Origin of the sequence: Halarsenatibacter silvermanii (assembly GCF_900103135.1) — a bacterium.
GTDB lineage: Bacteria > Bacillota > Halanaerobiia > Halanaerobiales > Halarsenatibacteraceae > Halarsenatibacter > Halarsenatibacter silvermanii.
In genome coordinates this window covers 1-20,196 of the sequence record NZ_FNGO01000025.1, presented here as the reverse complement: position 1 = coordinate 20,196, position 20,196 = coordinate 1, and the positions used below count along the sequence as shown (strand labels likewise).

Below are 20,196 nucleotides of genomic sequence, written 5' to 3'. Positions count from 1 at the left end.
GGGTTGTTTTTCCAGAACCAGCATTTATTTCAGGCCATAAATAGGACTGCCCTCGCTATGACCGCGTCCTGCGGCAAGCTCGGCTCACTGCTTCCCTGCAGCTCGGTCCTATTTATGGCCGATTGTTTCTATTAAATCCGTGAAAAACAACAGGGTCATCAGGAAAAATTGTCTATTCCATAAGCCTATCAGTGTATTTATAAGGATTAAGGCAGCTGCAGCCTGAATGAAAGGAGCTTTATTATGAGCAATTCGCAGAATAGTTTAAAAGGAAAATTATTTACTGTGATCGAAGAAGAGACGGAAAATTACGCCCGGAGATCGGAGGTGTCAACTCAGTGGCGGCAGCCGCTTATGGCTGCTGCTTCGGCTCAGGATGATTATTTTCCCCGGCTGAAAGAAGTGGTGATTGAGGATCACATGCTGCCCAGGGATTTACTTGCCGGGGCGGAAACTGTTATCTGTTATTTCCTTCCCTTTGCCGCTGAAATTCCTGCTTCTAATATCGGGGGAGATCTTCCTTCCCGGGCCTGGGCTCAGGCCTGCAGTGAGACAAATTCACTTATCGGGCATCTAAACGAAAAGCTCAAGCAGGAGATTGAAGCCAGGGGTGGCCGGGCCAACTTTGCAGCCGCTACCGGAAATTTTTATCGAGCTGAACTGGTCAGCAGCTGGTCTCATAAACACGCTGCTTTTATAGCGGGACTGGGGACTTTTGGCAGACATCATATGCTGATAACTGAATCCGGCTGTGCGGGCAGAATCGGCAGTCTGGTTACGGATTTGAAAATGAAGGTTGACAGCAGACCGGAATCCGAATTTTGTCTGGATAGAGCCGGTAAAGAATGTCGGGAATGTGTGGAAAACTGCGAGTTTTCGGCTCTCACCGCCGAGGGATTAAACAAAGAGGCCTGTTATCAGGTTCTCAAAAACAATGCTGATTATTTTAATTCTGATGAGTTAAAATCATGCGGCAAATGCGCCGTGAATTTACCCTGCACTCTGACCAGCCCCGGCAAAGAAATGAGTGGAGGAGGGATTGGATGAGCGATGAATTGATTCATGTGCTGGGCCAGAGGCCGGCCTGCACCGGCAGCGGCATGTATCTGCAGGCCTGCTATAAAGAAGCCGAAAAAAGAGGCTACGATCAAAAAGTGATAGCTGCAGCACAGCAGGGAAGTGGCAGGAGTGACTGTGAGGATTTTCGTGATGATTTTCTGCCTGTTGAATTCATGAGCGATCAGCTGCCTTTTCCCATCTTCGGCATGAGTGATAATATGCCCTATCGCTCCCGCACTTATGCTTCTTTGAAAGCCGAAGAAAAAAGCCGGATACTCGATCTCTATCTGAATAGAATCGAAAAGGCGGCTTCTGAGCTGACCGATCCCGTAATTCTCTGTCATCACCTCTGGCTGGTGACGGCTGCGGCGGCCCGCAGATTCGATAATTATCGGGTTATCGGCATCTCCCACGGTACAGGTCTCAGGCAGGTCCAGAAAAATCCTCGTTTTGCCGGGGAAGTCAAAGAGGGAGCAGCTAATCTGGACAGGATATTTGCTCTCAACCGTCATCAGCAGCGCCAGATTGCTGAAAGACTGGATTATGATCCCGGGAAAATTGTGGTCACCGGGCTGGGTTATAATCTCTCCAGCTTCTTTTTTCCGACTGAGGAAGATCTTGAGAAAAGGCACAGGCGCAAAAGAAGTGAAATTGTCTATGTGGGTAAACTCAGCCGTCAGCTGGAGCAGGTCGATGATCTTTGGTTTCTGGAGGATGAGAAATACCGCCGGGCGGTGAAATCCCTGTCCTGGTCCGGTGTATTCCGGCGGCTTGAGCAGCATTTTTAGGATGTTATAAGAATTACTGACAGAAAAATTTATTGCGTGCTTTTAATTTCGGAATTCTTTGCAGGGGAAACGGCATACCCTATTGAAGATAAGTATCTGAAGCAAAGAATCAATCATGGGAGGCAAGGGAATATATATTAAGTTTATAGGCTAAATAACCTGCAGTCATAAAGGTTAAGCCAGAGACCAGAAACACAATATGATAGCCCCAGGTGTTCAGCAGAATACGATTTACAAAAACCCCGCTTCCTCCACCGAGAAACATATTAAAAGAAGCCAGTGACATAACCAGGCCTCTTTGTTCTGGAAGCTGCTGCTGGGCGGAACCCACTATGGAAGATTGCAGTATAACAAAGACAGTACCAAAAACTGGCAGGGCTACAAAAACATAGGCTAAACCGGGCCAGAAGCCCATGGGGCTCCAGACTATAAAGCCTATAATACCCGCTGCTATCAAAACTTTTCTGCCAAATTTTTGCCGCAGATTACCTACAAATCTGCCGCCTGTGTAAGCAGCCAGACCAAAAAGAGTCAGTATAAAGCCTACAATTAAAATATTAAAACCGGTTTGTTCGGCCAAAAAATCTCCCAGATAAGTGAAACTGCCGAATACTGCGAATCCACCCAAAAATATGATTTTAACGGTTTTAATTAAGTTAGTTTTTTGTAGAACTCCTGAATAGGCCTGAAAAATTCCCGGGGCACTGGAGTCTCCTCCGGAAAAAGCAAAATATTTTATCATAGCCAGTGCAATTATAAGCTCAGCCAGACCGTAAATCAAATATACCAGGCGCCAGCTGCCCAGATAAGATAGGCCGCCTCCTATAGCCGTGGCTGCGGCTGCTCCCAAAAAATATACACCCATGACAGTACCGATAGCATTAAGCCTGCTTTTGGGTTGAGAAAATAAATCTCCGATCAAAGAAATAGTTACTGGCAAAATAGCAGAGGCAAAAATTCCATTTATTGCTCTGATAGCAGCCAGAGATTGAATATTAAAGGCTACAGCTCCCAGACTGCTGAAAATCGCAGTGCCAAAAGCGGCGAAATTTATAATTTTTTCTTTGCCATATCTGTCACCCAGGGGCCCGAAAACAAAAGTGAAGAGCCCAAAGGGTATCATATATGCAGGAACAGTAAGAGCGGCTGTACCGATATCCAGTCCAAAATCCGCCGCTATATTTACTAAAAGAGGGGCTGCTGCATAATTATCCCCCATAACCCAAAAACCCATAAATCCCAGCAGAAATAATATAACTTTTCTATTTGTTTGAGTTTTTGCTGCAGATGAAGAATAGCTGCTGGCATTTTTGCCTTTTTCTTTCAATTTAAGAACCTCCCTGAAATTTTAGTTATTTATTTCATTCTGAAGGCAGGATAACAAAAGATTTTACAGTTTTACTGTAAGCAACTTAACATTTGAATTTACTGAATTTGAATTTTTATGATGAACATAACGAGGGAAAGGAGAATGCTGGTGAATATTTTGATAGTTGATGACGCCCGGGAAATAAGAAAACTGCTGGAAAAATATCTGCAGCTGGCTGGTTATGAAAATATTGATTTCGCCAGCGGCTGTGAAGAATTATTTACCGCCATAAAAGATTATGATTTGGAGGAAGGAGAGCTGGACTTAATTCTTCTTGATATAGTTTTACCCGACGGCAATGGGGTGGAAATATGCAGGCAGCTGAAGATGGAGCCCCATTTTAAAGATATCCCTATAATCATGGTGACCGGCAGGGATGATGGAGATACACTTAAAGAGGCTTTTTCCGCCGGCGCCATGGATTATATAAAAAAGCCCATCTCCCGGGTGGAGCTTTTGGCCAGAGTGAGCTCGGCTTTGCGGGTGAGAAAAGAAATCAAGAAGAGAAATGCCCGCGAAAAAGAGCTGGAAGAGACTACCCGCAAACTGCAAAAGGCCAATAAAGAGCTGGAAAGATTGGCTTCTCTTGATGGATTGACCGGGCTGGCCAACCGGCGCTTGTTTGATGAGATGTTAGAAAAAGAATGGGAAAGAGCCCGGCGGAAGCAAAATCAGCTGGGATTGCTTATGATGGATATAGATCATTTTAAGTATTATAATGATGCTTATGGTCATCAAAAAGGAGATGATTGTTTGAGGAAGCTGGCAGGAAAAATGTCCGAGCTTCTCTACAGGCCGGGCGACACTGCTGCCCGCTATGGGGGCGAGGAATTTGCTGCTATTTTGCCGGATACAGATGAAGAGGGGATAAAAGAGGTGGCGGAAAGAATTAGAAAAGGGATAAAAGATATGAAATTAGAACACAGAGATTCTCCCGTCTCTCCCTATGTTACCGTGAGTATAGGTGCTGCTTATGCCGAGATTTGTGAGAATGCTGAGCCGGATAGGCTGGTGAAAACAGCCGACAAAGCTTTATACCGGGCCAAAGAGAAAGGGCGGGATAGGGTGGAAGTTGTCGATTTTATGAGCTGTGATCTTTAATTTATTCTGATTGAAAATTAAATCGGAGGAGAGGTTAATATGGGAGAAAATGAGGAAGTTGAAAAGAATATTGTTCATGTGGATGAAGACTTAAAAGAATTGATACCTATGTTTTTGGAAAACCGCAGGCAGAATATTGAGGATTTGCAGAAGCTGCTGGCCGAGAAAAACTACGAGGAGATAGAAAAATTGGGTCATAAAATTAAAGGCAGCGGGGGCGGCTATGGATTTGACAGAGTGACGGAGCTGGGAAGAGACATAGAGGAGGCAGCGGCCGCAGAGGATCATTCCTCCCTGCAGAAATCAATTGAAGAGCTGGCGGAATATATGGAGGGGGTAGAGATTGTCTATGAATGATGGGCTGTCATTAAAAGAACAGTACGAGATTGTATTTAACAATACTCAGGATGCCCTCTTTTTGCTGAAAATTACGGAAGCTGATGAAATTAAATTTCAACGCTTGAATGAAGCTCACGAACAGGAGACGGGACTAAAGACAGAAGAGGTTAGAGGCAAGACTCCCCGGGAAGTTTTAGGAGAGGAGATAGGAACAGAAGTTGAAGCCAAATATAGAAGATGTATCGAGGCCGGAGAAAGAATTGAATATGAAGAAAAGCTGGATTTTCCTGCGGGTAAAAAAGTTTATCACACCACTTTAACCCCGGTTTATCATGAGGGAAAAATAACCCAAATTGTGGGCTCGGGCCGGGATATCACAGAAAGAAAAAAGGCGCAAAAAAATCTGGAAAAAATGAAGGATAGGTTCGAAATAGCTACCTCCAGCGCCGGGGTAGGGGTCTGGGAGCTCAATCTGGAGACTGATGATCTCTACTGGAGTGAAGAGATGTATGAACTTTACGGTCTGGATAAAGATGAGGTTGAGAATAAATATATGACCTGGGTTAAAAATCTGCACCCGGAAGATAAAGAGGAAACCCGGCGGAAATTGGAGCTGGCAGCAGCGGAAAAAGAGGACTTTCAGAGTGATTTTAGAGTAATAGGTCTGGAGGGAGATGTTAAATATATACGAGGTTTTGGACGGATAGTTTCGGATGAAGATGATGAGAGCGAATACATGATCGGGGTTAATTATGAAATTACCCAACAGAAGAAATTCGAACAGCGGCTAGAAGAACAGAAAGAATCTTTTCAAAAGGTAATAAATAACATGCCCGATTGTATTTTCATCAAAGATAAACAGGGACGCTATCAGCTGGTAAATGAAGAGCTGGAAGAATTATTTGGTCTGCCTGAAGAAAAAATAATCGGCAAAACTGACCATGAGTTGAGTCCAACTGATGAAGAAGCTGAAGATTTTGCCAGCGATTATGAAATTGTACTGTCAGGGGAAGAGAAAGCAATAACAGAGGAAAAAATTACCGATAGCCAGGGGAATGAGCGCTGGTTTCAGACCAAAAAAGTTCCTGTAACATTTCAGGGGGAACAATGTGTGCTGGGGATAGCAAGGGATATTACCAGACGGCGCGAACTGGAACAGCGCTATCAAACTCTTTTCCAGGAGGCTCCCTATGGAATTGTAGTAATAGATTCTGAGACTCAAAAGTCTCTGGATTATAATCAGGCTGTCTGTGATATGCTTGGTTATACCCGGGAAGAATTTAAAGATGTGGAGATAAATGATTATGAGGTGATTGAAGAGCCGGAAGAGACCCGGGCCAGAGTGAACAAAATGTTAAATGGTTCCCGGGAGGTTTTTGAGACCAAACACCGCACTAAAACAGGCGAGATTCTGAATGTTAAGGTGAATGCAAAGGCTGTTGAATTTAATGATAAGCAGTATATTCTGGCCATGTTTCAGAATATTACTGAAGCTAAAAAGAACAAACAAAAGCTGGATAGATATACCAAAGAAATCGAAAGAAAAAATGTTGAACTGGAACAGACCCGCGATCAGGCCCTGCAGGCCTCCCGGGCCAAATCTGAATTTTTAGCCACCATGAGCCATGAAATCCGAACTCCCATGAATTCTATTATAGGCATGTCCGAACTTCTGGAGGAAACCGAAATAAATTCCGAGCAGAAAAACTACCTGACAATATTGCAGAATGCCGGGGAGAGCCTGCTGGCCCTGATAAATGATGTTTTGGATCTTTCCAAGATTGAAGCCGAGCAGATAGTGCTGGAGGAAACGGAGTTTTCTCTTGAGGCCCTGGTTAATGATGCGACAGAGATGGTCTCTTTTAAAGCCTATGAAAAAGGATTAGATCTGGCCTCCCGGATTGCTCCCGAGGTGCCAGGAGAACTGAAGGGAGACCCCACCCGACTGCGGCAAATTTTGCTTAATTTGCTAAGCAATGCAGTGAAATTTACTGCAGAGGGAGAGGTAACTCTGGAAGTGGAGCTGGAAGAAAAAAAACAGATTAGAGGCAAAGAAAAAGTTCAGCTGCTTTTTTCTGTTCGCGATACAGGTATAGGCATAGAACAGGAAAAGAAGGAGAATATATTTGCAAGTTTTACTCAGGCTGATGCCTCCAGCACCAGAGAATACGGCGGTACCGGTCTGGGGTTGACCATTTCTCAAAAACTGGTTAGATTTATGGATGGAGATATCTGGGTGGAAAGTACAAAAGGGGCCGGCAGCACATTTTATTTCACCCTGGAACTGCCTATGGCTGAAAGTGAAGTTGGCGATAGATTTGAGATTGAAGATGAGATTGATTTAGAAGGGACTAGAATTCTGGCTGTTGATGATAATTCCACCAATTTGTTAATAATTGAAGAGCTACTGGAAGATAAAAACGTGGAATTAGTAACTGCTGAAAATGGTGAAGAGGCTATTTCGCTGCTGGCAGATGAAGAGAAAAATAATGAAGATTTTCAGCTGGTTTTGCTGGATCTATTAATGCCGAAGAAAGATGGGAACGAAGTGGCCTGTTATATCAGAGAAGAATTACAGCAGTCTACAATAAAAATAATTATGCTTTCCTCCAATCTGGGCATGGAAGAAATCACCTGCAGGGACTATGTAGATGAATTTATTTCCAAACCCATTCGCAGAAAAAGTTTGCTTCAGGCTATTGAGGAACAAATTTATAAACAGCAGAAGCAAAAAGGGACAGAGGGTGAGGCTGAAGGGGTAGTGAGCTTTGAAACTGACAGCCGGGAAGAAGCTCAGGCAGACGATATAAGCAGCGAAAAAGGTCCGCTGCGGATTTTGCTGGTGGATGATGCCGCAGAAAATCGACTGCTGGTCAAAGCTCATCTTAAATCCAAAAACTGCCGGATTGAAATGGCCGAAAATGGTCTTAAGGCCGTGGAAAAATTTAAAGAAGGAGAATTCGATCTGGTGCTTATGGATCTGCAGATGCCGGAGATGGATGGTTACCAGGCTACAAAAGCTATAAAAGATTGGGAGAAAAAAGAAGAGCGGGAACCCACTCCCGTGGTTGCTTTAACCGCTCATGCTTTGACAGAAGATATTAAAAAAACAAAGCAGTTAGGATTTGACGGGCATTTTACCAAGCCGATCAAAAAAAATAAGCTTTTTAGTTTGATTGATGAATACAGGGAGGATTGAGGTTGATAGGTGAGTTCAGAGCTGATGCATATTTCTAGAAAAGCTGTAGACACCTATTTAGTACTCGATTTTCCGTCCTATGCTGTTCCGGGAGCTTTCTTCAGATTGGGAGAATTAATCACGGTAGAAATCAAAAGAGAGTGAATGAGAAAAAAACATAACTTGACTTTAACACCAGATAGCCGTTTTTAGGGTATCCACCCCCGATGATTCCCGGCATCATGGGATCGGGTTTTTAGAATCTCGTTAAAACATGGTGCCAGAAAATATAATATCACCTCAAATTAACCCTTGCACTGCACTATGAAAGTTGATGTTATTAAAAGTGCCAAGGGGGTGGATAAAAATTGTTTGTGCGTACAAAGAAAAGTAAAGACTGGCGGCAAAACTTATGAATACTATAAGATACATTATACTTTTGACACTACATATAGAGAAAGGAGTAGGGATAGATGGGCTTAAAAGAAGATATTTTTGATGACCTCAAATACTATGATAAATCATACAAGTTTGTAGTATTTAAAGGATTTTTAGAGTTGAATGATGATGGAAAAGTTTATATAGAAGATTTAGCAAAATATTTTAGAGATTTTTATTTGAAAAGAAAAAAACAAAACAAAATTATTGAAGCTCAGAATTCAGTATTACAAGAAATTGAAAGCATGAATTTATCAGAATTGAAAGACCAGATCGTTAAAAAACCAATTAATTTTGTAGATGTTTTGCTGGTTGAAGAAGATCAGGTTAAGATTAGAGATGTTAGAGCTTGGAGGCAATTGTCTGCCGATGATTATCAAGAAATATCCGAATTTGTGGAGAATAAAATAGAAAAATATTTTGATAATCTGACTGATAAAATAAAGGGAAATAAAATTGAAAATTATATTGAACAAATAGGTGATTTAGATTTGAAATCCTTGAATGATAGCTTTAAAAAAGTAGTAGAAAATTACGCGCAAGCTCGCATGAATGAAATGTATTCAGGTCATGAACTTGGTGAAACTTTTAGAAATAACATGCCTGAAACAATAAAAAAGTACATATCAATTAAAGGAGATTTATCTGTAGATAATTTCAAAGTCAAGGGTTCCATTGGCATGGGAAACTGGGCAAAAGTTCCCTGGTTGGCAATAATGGACAAGGGAATAACTACTACCACGCAAGAGGGAGTTTATGTAGTTTATCTTTTCTCTCAAGATATGGAAAGGGTGTATTTGACTTTAAACCAGGGAGTAACGAATGCAAACAGTGATGAATTAAAATCGACTAAAAATGAAGTGCGTAAAAAATTAAATTTAGAAGAATTAAATACCACAGATAATGTTAAATTGGCCGATAGTGGCACAGGGGCTCAATATGAAACTTCAACTATTGGATATATCCTCTATGAAGCTGATGATATACTAAATAAACAAATCACCGAAGAGCAGCTTATAGAAGATTTATACTTGCTTCTGGATTATTATCAAGCCTATAAGGATCAAGTATACTATGATAATTCAAAAAGGCAGACTGTCCCTGGCTCTACTTTATCGACCGAAGAAAAGATCGCCCATATAAAAAACTACCTCACAGCCCATGGTTTCTACTATCCCTCCGGTATGCTGGAAAATTTCTATCTCTCCCTCAAAACTAAGCCCTTCGTGCTTCTGGCCGGGATATCTGGCACCGGCAAGACTAAACTGGTTGAACACTTTGCCCATGCTCTGGGCTGCACTTCCGAAAATAAACGCTATGAGCTGATATCAGTGCGACCGGACTGGAACGATAGCTCCGATCTGTTAGGCTATAAGAATCTTGAGGGCAAGTTTGTACCTGGCCCTATGATAAATATTTTGCAGAATGCTCAATCCAACCCCAATGATATACATATTGTCTGTCTTGATGAGATGAATTTAGCCCGAGTGGAATATTATTTTAGCGAGTTTCTCAGCAAGATGGAAACCCGCCATAATCATAATGGACATATCTTGAGTGCTCCTCTTTTTACTGAGGAGGATTTTGAAAAGCCGGAAGACAAAACAGAATATGCTGGCTTACGCATCCCCGATAATCTCTACATAGTTGGGACAGTTAATATGGATGAGACCACCCATCATTTCAGCAAAAAAGTTCTGGACAGGGCCAATACCATCGAGTTTTCTCAGGTGGAGTTATCTCAGCTCAATCTGACAGATAGCGAAAATAGGCCTGCTCCTTTAGAACGCGTTGATAATGGTTTTCTCAAACCGGATTTTATCAGCATGAGTGATTGTCCTGGAGGGGAAGAAGAGTTTATCCATGCTCAGGTGGTAGATCCCCTGTCAGAAACAAACAATATTTTGGAGAAAGCCAGTCTCCATGTCGGGTATAGGGTGCGGGATGAAATAGCATTTTATATGCTCTACAACAAGCGCCATTCACTCTTGGAGCATGGAGATAGAGAGGCTTTTGATTTCCAGCTTATGCAGAAGATACTTCCGCGTATACAGGGCAGCTCCCAGCTTATCAAAAATGTAATTATTGATCTCTTTAAGCTGGCAGCGGATGTAGAACAATTTAATGATATGCAGGATAATCCTCGAAAAATCATTAATCAAAGGAAAAACGATGACCCAGATGATGGCTATGAAACGATGAAATATCCTCGTTCAGCCGAAAAGCTGGCCCTGATGCATGAGCGCATGCAACAGGATGGCTTTACTTCCTATTGGCTGTAAACTTTTGTTCAAGTGCTAAGACAGTCGCTTGATTGAGGTGATGAACATGGCAGCTGATGAGAAAAAAGATCTGCTCTTTATAAAAACTGATCGCTTTAAATTATATATACAGGGGCGCCCCTATCATTCTCTGCTGGGCAGTGATTATAACCAGAAAGCCACTGAGGAGAAAAGTGATAGCGCCCGGGCCAGTCTTAAGCTGGATTGCTATAAAGGCTGTGAACTGGAAAAGGCGGCCTATTTTCAGCCCAGGCAAGGACTGGTTTCAGTTGACCTGTCTGAGTTCGGCGAGGATGGCAGCCGGGAAATTAGTTTGAGTCCTATATTTTTTGAACAGCAGAATTATGAGCTAACTGTTAAAGTGGCAGAAGACAAAAGGCCTGTAGAGTTTTTTCATGAAAACCCCAATCTGCGCGATGAAATCACACCACTGCCGGATGATGAGAGAGTTTTGACCGGCAGTTTAAATTTTGCCAGTGATGTAGGCTATTCCAATCTGGCTATCAAGGAAGATGACTATACATTATTGAACCTGCGACTGGAAGTTTTTCCCGCAAAACTTGACTATCAAGATGATTATTACCGCCTGTTGAGGGAAGTCAATGATGAGATATATAATTTAGCCTTTGACTTTCTGCAGCGCACTTTTCAACCTATGCAGCTAAAAGAAGAAGATGAGAAGCGGCCGGATAGAGCAGAATTTTTCAGCATACTTTCCCATGTAATGGACAAGTTTAAGAAAGCTTTTCACAGGCTAAAAAAATCTCCCCATCACCGTCTGCAGAAAAGAACCCGGGTGTTGCCAGCAGGCCGGGTGAAAAATGTAGGGCGAGAGAGTTTGCAGTGGTTACGCAAAAACCCGCGCCATTATGATAAGGATAAAGGACGGCCTGATAAGCTGCTAAATATTGAGAAGGAATTGAATTATGATACATTTGAAAATCGCTTTGTACGCTGGATGATAGAGCGCATTCGCGAAAGGCTCAATATTTTTCAGGAAAAACACCGGCAGCTGTACGGCGAAGATGATTATGTCAGCCAGCGGATCGCTGAGTTTCAACGGGAGTTCGACTATATGCTGGAGCAAACTTTTCTCAGTCAAGTTGGCGAATTAAAAAGAATGCAGTCACTATCATTGGTGCTGCAGATGGCTCCTGGTTACAGAGAGGTCCATAAATATTATTTGATGTTAAAGCGCGGCCTGGATATCAAAGGTGAGCTTTATCAGATGTCTATGAAAGAATTGTCGCGCCTATATGAGTACTGGTGCTTTTTGAAACTGGAAAGAATTTTAGCCGACGAATATGACCTTAAACGTCAGGATCTGGTGGCCTATGAGTTTGATGGCATTAATTTTCGCCTGGAAAAACAGGGTAAAGCTGAGGTGGAATTTGAGAATCCTAAGACAGGTGAGATATTTTCTCTGTTGTATAATACTGCTCAAGGAAAGAATGTCACCACCGGTCAGCGGCCGGATAACATATTGTCATTGAGCAAAAAGGGTAAGGCCCGCCATGGCAAGCAACAGAGTGAAGTGGATTATAAGTTTATTTTTGATGCCAAATATAGATTGGAAAAAAACGGGGAATTTGGAGAGGTCGGAGAGAATGACCAGGAAGAGATGCCACTGGGTCCACCTCATGACAGCATTAACACGATGCACCGCTATCGAGATGCTATCATAGCTGAAGAGCAGGCAAAAAGAGGCTGGAAGCGCCCAGTGGTCGGCGCTTTTGTCCTCTTTCCCTGTCCTGAGGAGGAGAAGTTCAAGGAGAATCATAAGTTCTACGAGAGCATAGCCGATGTTAATGTGGGAGCATTTCCCTTTATGCCGGGTAGTACAGAGTTGGTAAGTGAGTTTCTGCAGGATGTAATTGAGGAGAGTTTCTTCAGCGGTTTTGAAAGAAACATATTGCCTCCTGGTAAGAGACAATATATTGACGAGCAGCAATTTGAGCAGAATATGCTGGTGGGATCTCTGCGCGGACCTGAACAGCTGGACTTTATTCTGGATGATGATAGGCCTACTTTTTATCATATTCCCTGCCAGCAGATTAAACTGCATGAACATAATCTGGAGTATCTAGCAGTCTATCAGAGTAGACGCAAGTTCGATGGGGATTGTGGCATCAGACATTACTGGCGTATACCAGATATCGAGGTCAGAGAAAGAAAGGAAATCCCCTTAGGAAACAATAATTCACGAAAGCCATATTATGTCTTAAAACTGAAGGAAAAACAGGAGCTAGATGAGTCGATAAAGCCTCTGGGCTATGGTTTGCAGGGGAGCCACATATACTGTAATTATGACCTTTTCCGCCGAGCTGAAGTGCTGCCTGATTTGCATATAAAAAGTTGGCAGGGCTGGAGAATCTGGCTGGAACTAAAGCGGGTGCGTGATGATATTATAGTGATGAGAGAAAAATATGGGTCTCCAGATCATATATTTGAGGGAGTTAAAGGCTTTAAATCTGGAGATATAACTGTGCAGTTGCAGGATGGTGAGGTTGCTGTCAAGAATATAAATAGGGAAGAGATTTCAAGAGAAAGATATTCGCTGGACGAATTTGTGCACAATTTGCGCGGTGTGTTTAAGGATGCAATAAGTATGTAAAATTTAATTTTTTATTTGTTGCTGGCACGAAAATTTTAGTTGATTTAAGATATATTCTGCCTATCAAATTGGAATTGATGATCTTAAAGAGCATGATACTATCATGATACTATTATAAAAGCGCAGTTTTTGAGGTGAAAATAATGCCTGATAGTAATTTATGGCGTTATAGGATTCATGACACCGGCCGAGAAAAAGAGCATTAAATTTAATCGATGATTCCCCTGAAAAAAGCAGGATAAATAGAGTCTAAAACACAGGCAGGAGGCGGATATGATGGGTTTTGACAGGGAAGATTTAAAGGAGTTATCCAGGCCTCAATCCTGGGATAAAGGTCTGAGATATTACCAAAGTGATAGAGTGCGGGAGGTTTTGCTGGATGGAGATAAATTAATAGCTGAGGTGAGCGGTAACAGCTATCCCTTTTATGAGGTGGAGCTCAATATTGAAGACCCCTACTATCATTACTGCAGCTGCCCCTATGATTGGGGTGGGATATGCAAGCATATAATAGCGGTGGGCCTGACCTGGTTGCACAGCGGTGAGGGAATAACTCGTGCGGATAAAAAGAAAGCCGGTATCAGGGAAAGGCTGGAAAAGCTGACAGAGGAGATGGAACGCGAAGATTTTATCGACTTTCTGACAGATGTGTCCCTTAAAAGGCAGGGTATAGAGCGAGAGCTGTCAGATTATGTGGAGGAGCAGGGTTTTAACTCCGCTGACAGCAGGTTGAAAAGGCTGGAGATTTTACATCAGGAAGCTCTGGCCATCATCGAGGAGTTCAATCATTATGGCGGCGGCAGTGAGCTGGAGGCGGATGAATTCTATGAATCTGTACATGAAATGATGAATCTGCTGCAGGAACACGACTTTCCGGCCCGCCAGCGGCAGGAGATTATCGAGGATTTTGTTGACCAGCATCTGGCCGGCAACTGCAGTCTCATAGATGCTGCTCTGGAGCTGGCCTTCACCGCGGCAGAGACTGAGGTGGACTGGCACAGGGTAATTGATCTGCTGCAGCAGTCAGACGACAGCTATCACCAGGAGAGGATAATACAGATCTACCGGGAAGAGCTGGAGGATGAGGAAAGATATCTGGAGCTCCGTCAGCAGCATCTGAACACCGGCCATGATTATTATGATCTGGTAAAATTTTATGATGAAAAAGGTGAAATCGGAAAAGCAGTGGAGACAGCTCAAAAAGGTATTGAAGCCGGGGGATGGGGCGTCGGTCAGAATATAAGCTATCTGAGAGATCATTATATTGAAAATGGTGATTATGAGCGGGGACTAAAATTTTATCTGCAGGAGTTCAGAAACAGCCCGACCAGCGAGAAATTCTTCCAGGTGCTGGATTACTGCCGGTCTGAAGATATAGAAGAAATAGAGAACAGAATGATCGAGCATCTCAAAGAAAGAAATAGCTATACAGTGCTGGCTGATATATATGATGAAAGGGAAGAGTACGAGAAAGTTCTGCATCTGGTAAAGGAAAAAGATATTGCTCCTGCGGAGGAGGATGAAATACTGGATGAAAAATTCCCCCGCGAGATGATAAAAATCTATAAGGATAACGTCCAGAACCATATCGATGCCAAAAAGAGAAAGAGCTACCGCCGGGGAGCGGAAATTGCCCTGAAAATCAAGAATATATACTGTCAGCAGCTGAACGAGAGGGGAAAGTGGGATAGTTATATCCAGGGTATTCTGGAGGAATATCCCCGCCATCCGGCCCTGCAGGAGGAATTCAGGGAGATATGCCTTGAGTGAATTTGCCGGCGAGAACTATAATAAAATATTTTTTTAATGTCCTGAATTGGTGAAATCTCCTGGTTAAAGTAGTTCTCTTATCAGCTATTCTCCAGTATATCAATAAAATAATTTAAATCTCCAGAGGCAAGCGGCACTGATACTCCCCTTTATCTTTATCGGGCTGCTTTTTAATCAGGGCAAGAACACCCTCAACTTTCCCGCCTCAGGTCCACAAATTTTTCGGCCAGAACCGGGTCAAACTGGGTTCCGGCACAGTTTTCTATCTCCTCAAGGGCTTCTTCCTCGCTCAGAGGCTCCTTATATGGTCTGCCATTTGTCATAACATCGAAGGCGTCAACTATAGAAATTATCCGGGCTAGAAGTGGGATCTCCTTGCCGGAGAGGCCCTGGGGATATCCTTCGCCATCCCAGCGTTCATGGTGACACAATATACCCTCAGCTACAGTCGAGAACTCGTCGGTGGAGGAGGCGATGGAATAACCCTTGTGGGGATGATCCCTGATAATCTTCCACTCTTCATCGTTGAGCTCGCCCGGCTTGGTCAGTATCTCTTCCGAAATTGTAACCTTCCCGATATCGTGCAGTGTGGCCAGCAGTGTCAGTTTATTCATCTTATCCTGGTTCAGTCCGATCCGCTCTCCCAGCTGCACGGCATAATCCGACATCCTGACCGCGTGTTCTTTGGTCTCATCGCTTTTAACTTCCAGTGTGCTGAGGAGGTTGCTCAGCAGTTTATTGCGGGAGCTCTTTTCAGAGGTGAGCTTATAATAATCCATGCTGTTCTCGGCTTCATGCAGGCTGGAAAATATACTTTCGTCGGCTTTGGTTTTGCAGCTGACGCCTATAGCCACTGAGAAGGGAATATCTGACTCTATTTCCCGGGCCTTATGCTCGATTTTATCCCTGAATTCCTGGGCTTTCTCAAGCTCTGTATTCGGCTGCAAAATAACGAATTCATCTCCGGCCCAGCGTGCGAGTGTATCCTTTTCTCGTGATATCCTGTGCAGAAGGCGGGAGGTTTTAACCAGCAGCTCATCACCTTTTTCATGACCGTAGGTATCATTTATTATTTTCAGGCCATTGATATCTATTATCAGCAGGCTGGCCGGCAGTTCATTCTCGTCCAGGCTTTCCAGCTTTTCCTCCATGTGATTTCTGTTATAGAGGTCGGTCAGTCTGTCATAGCGGCTCAGATATTCCAGCTTTTTTTCCCTTTCCCGGCGCTGGCTGATATCCCGCACAAAGGCGATCAAATGTTCTTTGCCGGCAAATTTGACTTTACCAGTGGAAATTTCAACGGGCATTCTGGTTCCATCTGCTCGGATATGCTCTCTTTCCATGAGGAATCTTTGGCCTACATCCCAATTTTTCCACTGTTTTATGATCTTTTCTTCATCATAGGTGCCCTTCCGGGAGGGGTGGAGATCGAAGACTGTCATACCTTCTATTTCTTTCCGTGCATATCCCATTTTTTCCAGAACTGCCTGGTTGACCTCGAGTATATTGCCCTGGAGATCGTGCAGATATATCATTTCAAAGCAGTTATCGATCATGCCATGATACTTTTGCTCGCGTTTTTTCAGCTCTTCCCGCATCCGGTATTCTTCAGTCACATCGCGAAATGTCAGCACACATCCGCTCAATTCCCCCTCTTTATCCCGGATGGGAGCGGCAGAATCAGCGATCTGGTATTCGCTGCCGTCGCGGGAGATCAACATTGTATGGTTGGCCAGCCCCACTTTTATGCCTGAATTCAGGACCTCTTTCACCGGGTTTTCCACCGGTTGACCTGTATGGGAGTTGACTATGTTAAATATTTCTGTCAGCGGTCTGCCTTCTGCTTTTTCCAGGGACCAGCCAGTAAGCTCTTCGGCAACATCATTCATCTGATCCACCCTTCCGGCTTTATCTGTTGCTATGACGCCATCACCTATTGATTTAAGTGTGATTTCCAGTCTCTCTTTGTTTTTCTGCAGCTGGCGTTGTTTTTCCTTTCTGATGGTGATATCTTCAAAGATAACATAGATACCCTTTATTTCCTCTTCTATTTTTACGGGAACTTCTTTGATCCGATATTCCCGTGGGCTGCCATCTCTTTCGTACCGGATTCCTTTCTGGATTGTTTTTTCTTCATCCAGCACTTTACTTGTCATATCCCTGTCCGCACTGTCGGCTTTGCCCCGTTCCAGTACTTTATCGAGCTTTTTACCTGCAACTTCTTCTAAATCATATTTGAACTTCTCTTTAAATTGTTCATTGATATTAATAATCTCTGTGTTCTCATCCAGAACTGCTATCGCCTCACCGTTCTTATCGAAGAGGGGTTGATACCACAGTTTCTCCAGCATCTGTTCGGTGATATTTTCCTGCAGAACAAGTGCTCCATTTTGGTATCTATTCAGCTTCATCCTGTACCAGCATTTTTTCTCCGAGGTTAGCAATGAGTATTTCAGAGAGTACTGGGGAGATCTGCCCGCCAGAACCGCCTCGATCTTTTCCTTTAACCGGCGGGTATTTGTTGAACTGCTCTCACTGAACTGGTCAACGGACTGGAGGAAATCATTCCCCAGTTCCAGACCGAATTGACTTTCCTCACACTTTTCTGCTAGCTGCTGCCAGGAAGTATTTACGGCTTTTATAGTACCTTTTCCTCCCAGTATCGCGGCACCCTGAGAAATTGAATTCAGCAAGTGTTGAGTTTCATTATTTAAGTCCAGATTATATGTTCTGACACCACCGGCTGCTTCGGTCAATGATTAACCCCCCTGCTCTATATTGAGCCTGTCAATTTATCGATAAAAATCAATTTGATTTTAGATTTAAATTAATGATACTATACTATCATAATTATAGATGATGATACTAATTCCTGCCATTGATTTCTTATTGTAACGATTCTATTCTATCACGGTTTCGACTTTAACCGCGGGGCTGATGATGATCCTGATGGCCCAGGGCTTAACGCCTATTTCAGGCTGTTGGAGATGGCGTGGGCGTACAAAAAAAGTCTATGATCAAAAAGGTATTAAATTTAATCGATAAAGCCGAGGTTCTCGAAAAGGAAACGCCTGAAAGAAGGTACTATCACACGAAAATCTCGGCTCACTACAGAACCATATTGCTCAAAAGTTTTGCGTCAGATCCGAAGCCAGTAATTCTTATTTCGAGCCTCCAATTCTAAAATTTCATGCAGGGGAAACAGCATTCTCTGTTGAAAATAAAATAATAGTATATTTTACCCCTTCTTGTTTTTGGTTTTGTTTGCTATTTTATAAGAATTTTGGGGTGAAGCATTTTTAATGGTTTCTCTTGTTATCAGTTGATAGATATCGTATAAGATCACTATCATGACAATAATGGCTGAAACATATAAAGCAAAGTGGTTTGCCAGGTGATCAAGGGCTGGAAATTATGCAGGAGCCTCAGATATAAAGAGCTTCCAGAAGCAGATTTAGTTGAGGAAGGTGTACTGCCCGATATAAAATATCTTTATGAGTTTTCAGAAGCAAAAGCGGATAATGATCGGAAATTTGCGGGGGTATTGCTATCTCATTCTCACCGTGATCATTATGGGTTGGTTGATTATGTGCATTATAAATATATAATGTATCAATAAAAAGATTAATTAGCTGAAAGGAGTTAAAGATGAGTGGAGATAAAGAAGTATTAAATCTTTTAATAAAAAATGCAACTAAGGTCAATAGAAGAGATAATTCACTTTTAATGAGAAGAATCAGGAGATATAAGGATTTTGATCTTGTTAATGGAAGTCTTTCGGCAAATAAATTAATTAATGCATTATATAAATGTAAACCAGATGAATATGATTTAACTAATGGAAGTATTAGAGATGGGGATAATAAATTTTCTTATAAATTGAAAAAAATAAGAAAAAATAGTAATACTAGAAGGGAAGAAACAGGTTTGTCACCTTTGGCCGTGGGTTTTCCATTTTTTGAAGGTTGGTTAGGGGATTGGTATAGAGGCCCCTTAGTTTTGACTCCAGTGGAGCTAGAGTTAGTAAAAAATGATAATAAGATAAACAACTGGGTATTTAATATAGACAAAAATGCTGAGATAAATGTTAATTTGGCTCTTTTAATTACTTTGCAGCAAGAGTTAGGAATAGAGTTCGAACCAGAAGAAGTTCCTGAATGGGAGGCTCAAGAAGTAGTCGAAAATCCTGAGCAATTCTGGCATGAAATAAAGAACTATTTTCCCAATGAATTAATAGATAACTGGAATGTTTTGAATGAAGAAATTGAAGAGTTTCCAGAAATTCCAAGAGATGAAACTCCGGATAAAATTAATAATCAGAGTTCGCTAATTTTAAAACCCTATGCAATATTAGGGCATTTTCCTCAGGGTAAAAATTCTCTAGTTAATGACCTGATTGGGATAAAAGATTATAATGATCAAGGACAATTACCAGAACTGATCAAACATATTCTGGGAAATTATAAAAATGAGACCATCAGTAAAGTTGTAACTGAAGAAGTGAAAAATGTAGATGACTATAAGGAAAAAGAACGTCTTAAAATTTTACCAGCTGATGTTACGCAGGAAGAAGTACTTCTTCAATCAAGAAAATCTAAGGCCTTGGTAGTTCAGGGGCCTCCCGGTACAGGCAAATCTCAGACTATAGTAAATTTAATCGGGGATTCTTTAAAAGAAAATGAAAAAATACTTTTGGTCTGTGAAAAAAGGGTTGCTTTGGAAGTAGTTTATGATATGTTAAAAGATCTAGAATTAGACTTTCTAACAGTGATGGTAGGAGGTAGTGGCACCAAAAAACATGAAGCCCGAAACCATGTTTACAATACCCTGAGGCAGATAGCTCAGAGTTCTAAACAAACAAGGAAGGTCAATTTGGACAAGAATAATAGGGTGATTGATAAGAATGTGGAAAATTTAAATAATTACACTTAGGACATTTGTCCGCCCTGTTCCGCGGTTAGACGTGGTTGTACGGTGTTGACTGGTTCATCAGGGGGTTAACCCCCTGATGAAAATCTGAAGATCGAATTAACTTTCTTCTTAATCATTGCCATTATCGGGATGATAATGCTCTATAATCTCAATATACTGCTCAATTACTGATTTACCTCTGCCAGTCATATGCTGTATTTGCGCGGGTTCAATACCTCTTCTGACAAGAAATTTCACTCTTTCATAGTCTTTGATGTATCTATCAACAGCCTGCTGCGAATGATTGGTCTTACGGGCTATATCAGGAGGCTGCAGACCTTCCTCAT

At 42.2% G+C, this 20,196-nt stretch carries 13 protein-coding genes; 10 read left to right on the top strand and 3 right to left on the bottom strand.

Annotated elements, in window-relative coordinates; genetic code table 11:
• Positions 1-243: 243 nt before the first annotated feature.
• On the top strand, positions 244-1,047 hold the full coding sequence (locus BLT15_RS10955; protein ID WP_089761679.1) for an epoxyqueuosine reductase: 804 nt from the start codon (positions 244-246) through the stop codon (positions 1,045-1,047).
• Positions 1,044-1,847 carry a glycosyltransferase family protein gene (locus BLT15_RS10950; RefSeq protein ID WP_089761677.1) on the top strand — a complete coding sequence of 268 codons (804 nt, stop codon included), beginning with the start codon at positions 1,044-1,046 and terminating at the stop codon, positions 1,845-1,847. The genes BLT15_RS10955 and BLT15_RS10950 overlap by 4 nt, the downstream gene beginning before the upstream one ends.
• Before the next feature lie 109 nt (positions 1,848-1,956).
• Here the strand turns inward: BLT15_RS10950 and BLT15_RS10945 are convergent, their stop codons facing one another.
• Positions 1,957-3,174, bottom strand: a complete 1,218-nt coding sequence (locus BLT15_RS10945; RefSeq protein WP_089761675.1) for an MFS transporter — start codon at positions 3,172-3,174, stop codon at positions 1,957-1,959.
• A 144-nt stretch (positions 3,175-3,318) separates the two neighbouring features.
• Here BLT15_RS10945 and BLT15_RS10940 point away from each other — a divergent pair, with 144 nt between their 5' ends.
• From BLT15_RS10940 to BLT15_RS10915, 7 genes are all read left to right on the top strand, one after another.
• A complete protein-coding gene (locus BLT15_RS10940; RefSeq protein WP_089761673.1) occupies positions 3,319-4,317 on the top strand; it encodes a diguanylate cyclase domain-containing protein in 999 nt (332 codons plus the stop codon).
• 39 nt (positions 4,318-4,356) lie between these two features.
• Positions 4,357-4,674 (top strand): Hpt domain-containing protein, encoded by a 318-nt coding sequence (locus tag BLT15_RS10935; RefSeq protein WP_089761671.1) that lies wholly within the window; start codon positions 4,357-4,359, stop codon positions 4,672-4,674.
• A complete protein-coding gene (locus BLT15_RS10930; RefSeq protein WP_089761669.1) occupies positions 4,667-7,855 on the top strand; it encodes a PAS domain S-box protein in 3,189 nt (1,062 codons plus the stop codon). The genes BLT15_RS10935 and BLT15_RS10930 overlap by 8 nt, the downstream gene beginning before the upstream one ends.
• Positions 7,856-7,864: 9 nt before the next feature.
• On the top strand, positions 7,865-7,999 hold the full coding sequence (locus tag BLT15_RS13665) for a hypothetical protein (protein WP_268762255.1): 135 nt from the start codon (positions 7,865-7,867) through the stop codon (positions 7,997-7,999).
• Positions 8,000-8,307: 308 nt separating this feature from the next.
• A complete protein-coding gene (locus BLT15_RS10925; RefSeq protein WP_089761667.1) occupies positions 8,308-10,554 on the top strand; it encodes an MrcB family domain-containing protein in 2,247 nt (748 codons plus the stop codon).
• 46 nt (positions 10,555-10,600) lie between these two features.
• Entirely contained in the window at positions 10,601-13,168 is a 2,568-nt protein-coding gene (locus BLT15_RS10920; RefSeq protein ID WP_234985602.1) for a DUF2357 domain-containing protein, read from the top strand.
• Positions 13,169-13,444: 276 nt separating this feature from the next.
• Positions 13,445-14,938 (top strand): SWIM zinc finger family protein, encoded by a 1,494-nt coding sequence (locus BLT15_RS10915; protein WP_089761662.1) that lies wholly within the window; start codon positions 13,445-13,447, stop codon positions 14,936-14,938.
• A gap of 191 nt (positions 14,939-15,129) precedes the next feature.
• Here BLT15_RS10915 and BLT15_RS10910 read toward each other — a convergent pair whose 3' ends face one another.
• Positions 15,130-17,694, bottom strand: a complete 2,565-nt coding sequence (locus tag BLT15_RS10910; RefSeq protein WP_089761660.1) for a PAS domain S-box protein — start codon at positions 17,692-17,694, stop codon at positions 15,130-15,132.
• 892 nt (positions 17,695-18,586) lie between these two features.
• Between BLT15_RS10910 and BLT15_RS10895 the strand changes: the two genes are divergently transcribed.
• Complete coding sequence (locus BLT15_RS10895; RefSeq protein ID WP_089761651.1) at positions 18,587-19,870, top strand: DUF4011 domain-containing protein; 1,284 nt, start codon at positions 18,587-18,589, stop codon at positions 19,868-19,870.
• A 108-nt stretch (positions 19,871-19,978) separates the two neighbouring features.
• Here BLT15_RS10895 and BLT15_RS10890 read toward each other — a convergent pair.
• On the bottom strand, positions 19,979-20,196 hold a 218-nt coding region (locus BLT15_RS10890; RefSeq protein WP_143423071.1), incomplete at its 5' end, for a DUF1670 domain-containing protein.

Excerpts from the sequence above, each read along its gene's own strand:
- BLT15_RS10935 (WP_089761671.1), top strand. The coding sequence starts at position 4,357 with ATGGGAGAAAATGAGGAAGTTGAAAAGAATATTGTTCATGTGGATGAA.
- BLT15_RS10950 (WP_089761677.1), top strand. The coding sequence starts at position 1,044 with ATGAGCGATGAATTGATTCATGTGCTGGGCCAGAGGCCGGCCTGCACC.
- BLT15_RS10930 (WP_089761669.1), top strand. The coding sequence starts at position 4,667 with ATGAATGATGGGCTGTCATTAAAAGAACAGTACGAGATTGTATTTAAC.
- BLT15_RS10955 (WP_089761679.1), top strand. The coding sequence starts at position 244 with ATGAGCAATTCGCAGAATAGTTTAAAAGGAAAATTATTTACTGTGATC.
- BLT15_RS10915 (WP_089761662.1), top strand. The coding sequence starts at position 13,445 with ATGGGTTTTGACAGGGAAGATTTAAAGGAGTTATCCAGGCCTCAATCC.
- BLT15_RS10920 (WP_234985602.1), top strand. The coding sequence starts at position 10,601 with ATGGCAGCTGATGAGAAAAAAGATCTGCTCTTTATAAAAACTGATCGC.
- BLT15_RS10925 (WP_089761667.1), top strand. The coding sequence starts at position 8,308 with ATGGGCTTAAAAGAAGATATTTTTGATGACCTCAAATACTATGATAAA.
- BLT15_RS10940 (WP_089761673.1), top strand. The coding sequence starts at position 3,319 with ATGCTGGTGAATATTTTGATAGTTGATGACGCCCGGGAAATAAGAAAA.
- BLT15_RS10895 (WP_089761651.1), top strand. The coding sequence starts at position 18,587 with ATGAGTGGAGATAAAGAAGTATTAAATCTTTTAATAAAAAATGCAACT.